This is a genomic window from Aurantimonas sp. C2-5-R2, assembly GCF_036549495.1.
GTDB lineage: Bacteria > Pseudomonadota > Alphaproteobacteria > Rhizobiales > Rhizobiaceae > Aurantimonas > Aurantimonas coralicida_A.
In genome coordinates, this window is record NZ_JAZHLJ010000276.1 from 1 (window position 1) to 642 (window position 642).

Below are 642 nucleotides of genomic sequence, written 5' to 3' on the forward strand. Positions count from 1 at the left end.
AGATGTGGCGCAGCCACGGAAAGCGATAGCGCAGGGACTTCAGCACCGTCGTGGCGCCGTCACGATCCTGGACGTCGGCGGAATGAATGACCACCGTCAGCATCAGACCGAGCGTATCGGTCACGATGTGGCGCTTGCGGCCTTTGATCTTCTTGCCAGCATCATAACCGCAAACCCCGCCGCTTTCGGTGGTTTTGACACTCTGGCTATCGATCACCCCCGCTGTTGGACTGGCCTCACGCTCTTCCAGTTCACGAGCGCCGATCACCAGAAGGCCGTTGATCGTTGAAAGAAGCGCGCTGTCGCGCCAGTCGTAGAAATAGCCGCGAACCGTGGAGGCTGGCGGAAAATCGGTGGGCAGCATTCGCCACTGACAACCACTCGACGCGATATAGAGGATGGCGTTCATCACCTCCCTCAGACAGGTTGTCCGCGGCCTGCCGCCGCGCTTGGCCGGCGGCAGCATCGGCGCGATCAGCGCCCATTCCCTCTCCGTCAAATCGCTTGGATAGCGAACGCAACTGCGGCTATGCTCAAGCCGAGCGATATCATCCCAGGCCATTTCGATCCTCCAACGTCTCGACAACGAAGGGGAATCACAACCTGCTGATATCGCTCAACTCCTTTTCGCTCAGGCTCTAA

1 protein-coding gene is annotated in these 642 nt (G+C 59.3%); it reads right to left on the bottom strand.

Going from position 1 to position 642, the window contains the following annotated elements:
• Positions 1-562: IS5 family transposase (locus VQ044_RS25515; protein ID WP_331827923.1), on the bottom strand; the 562-nt coding region annotated here is incomplete at its 3' end.
• Positions 563-642 lie beyond the last annotated feature (80 nt).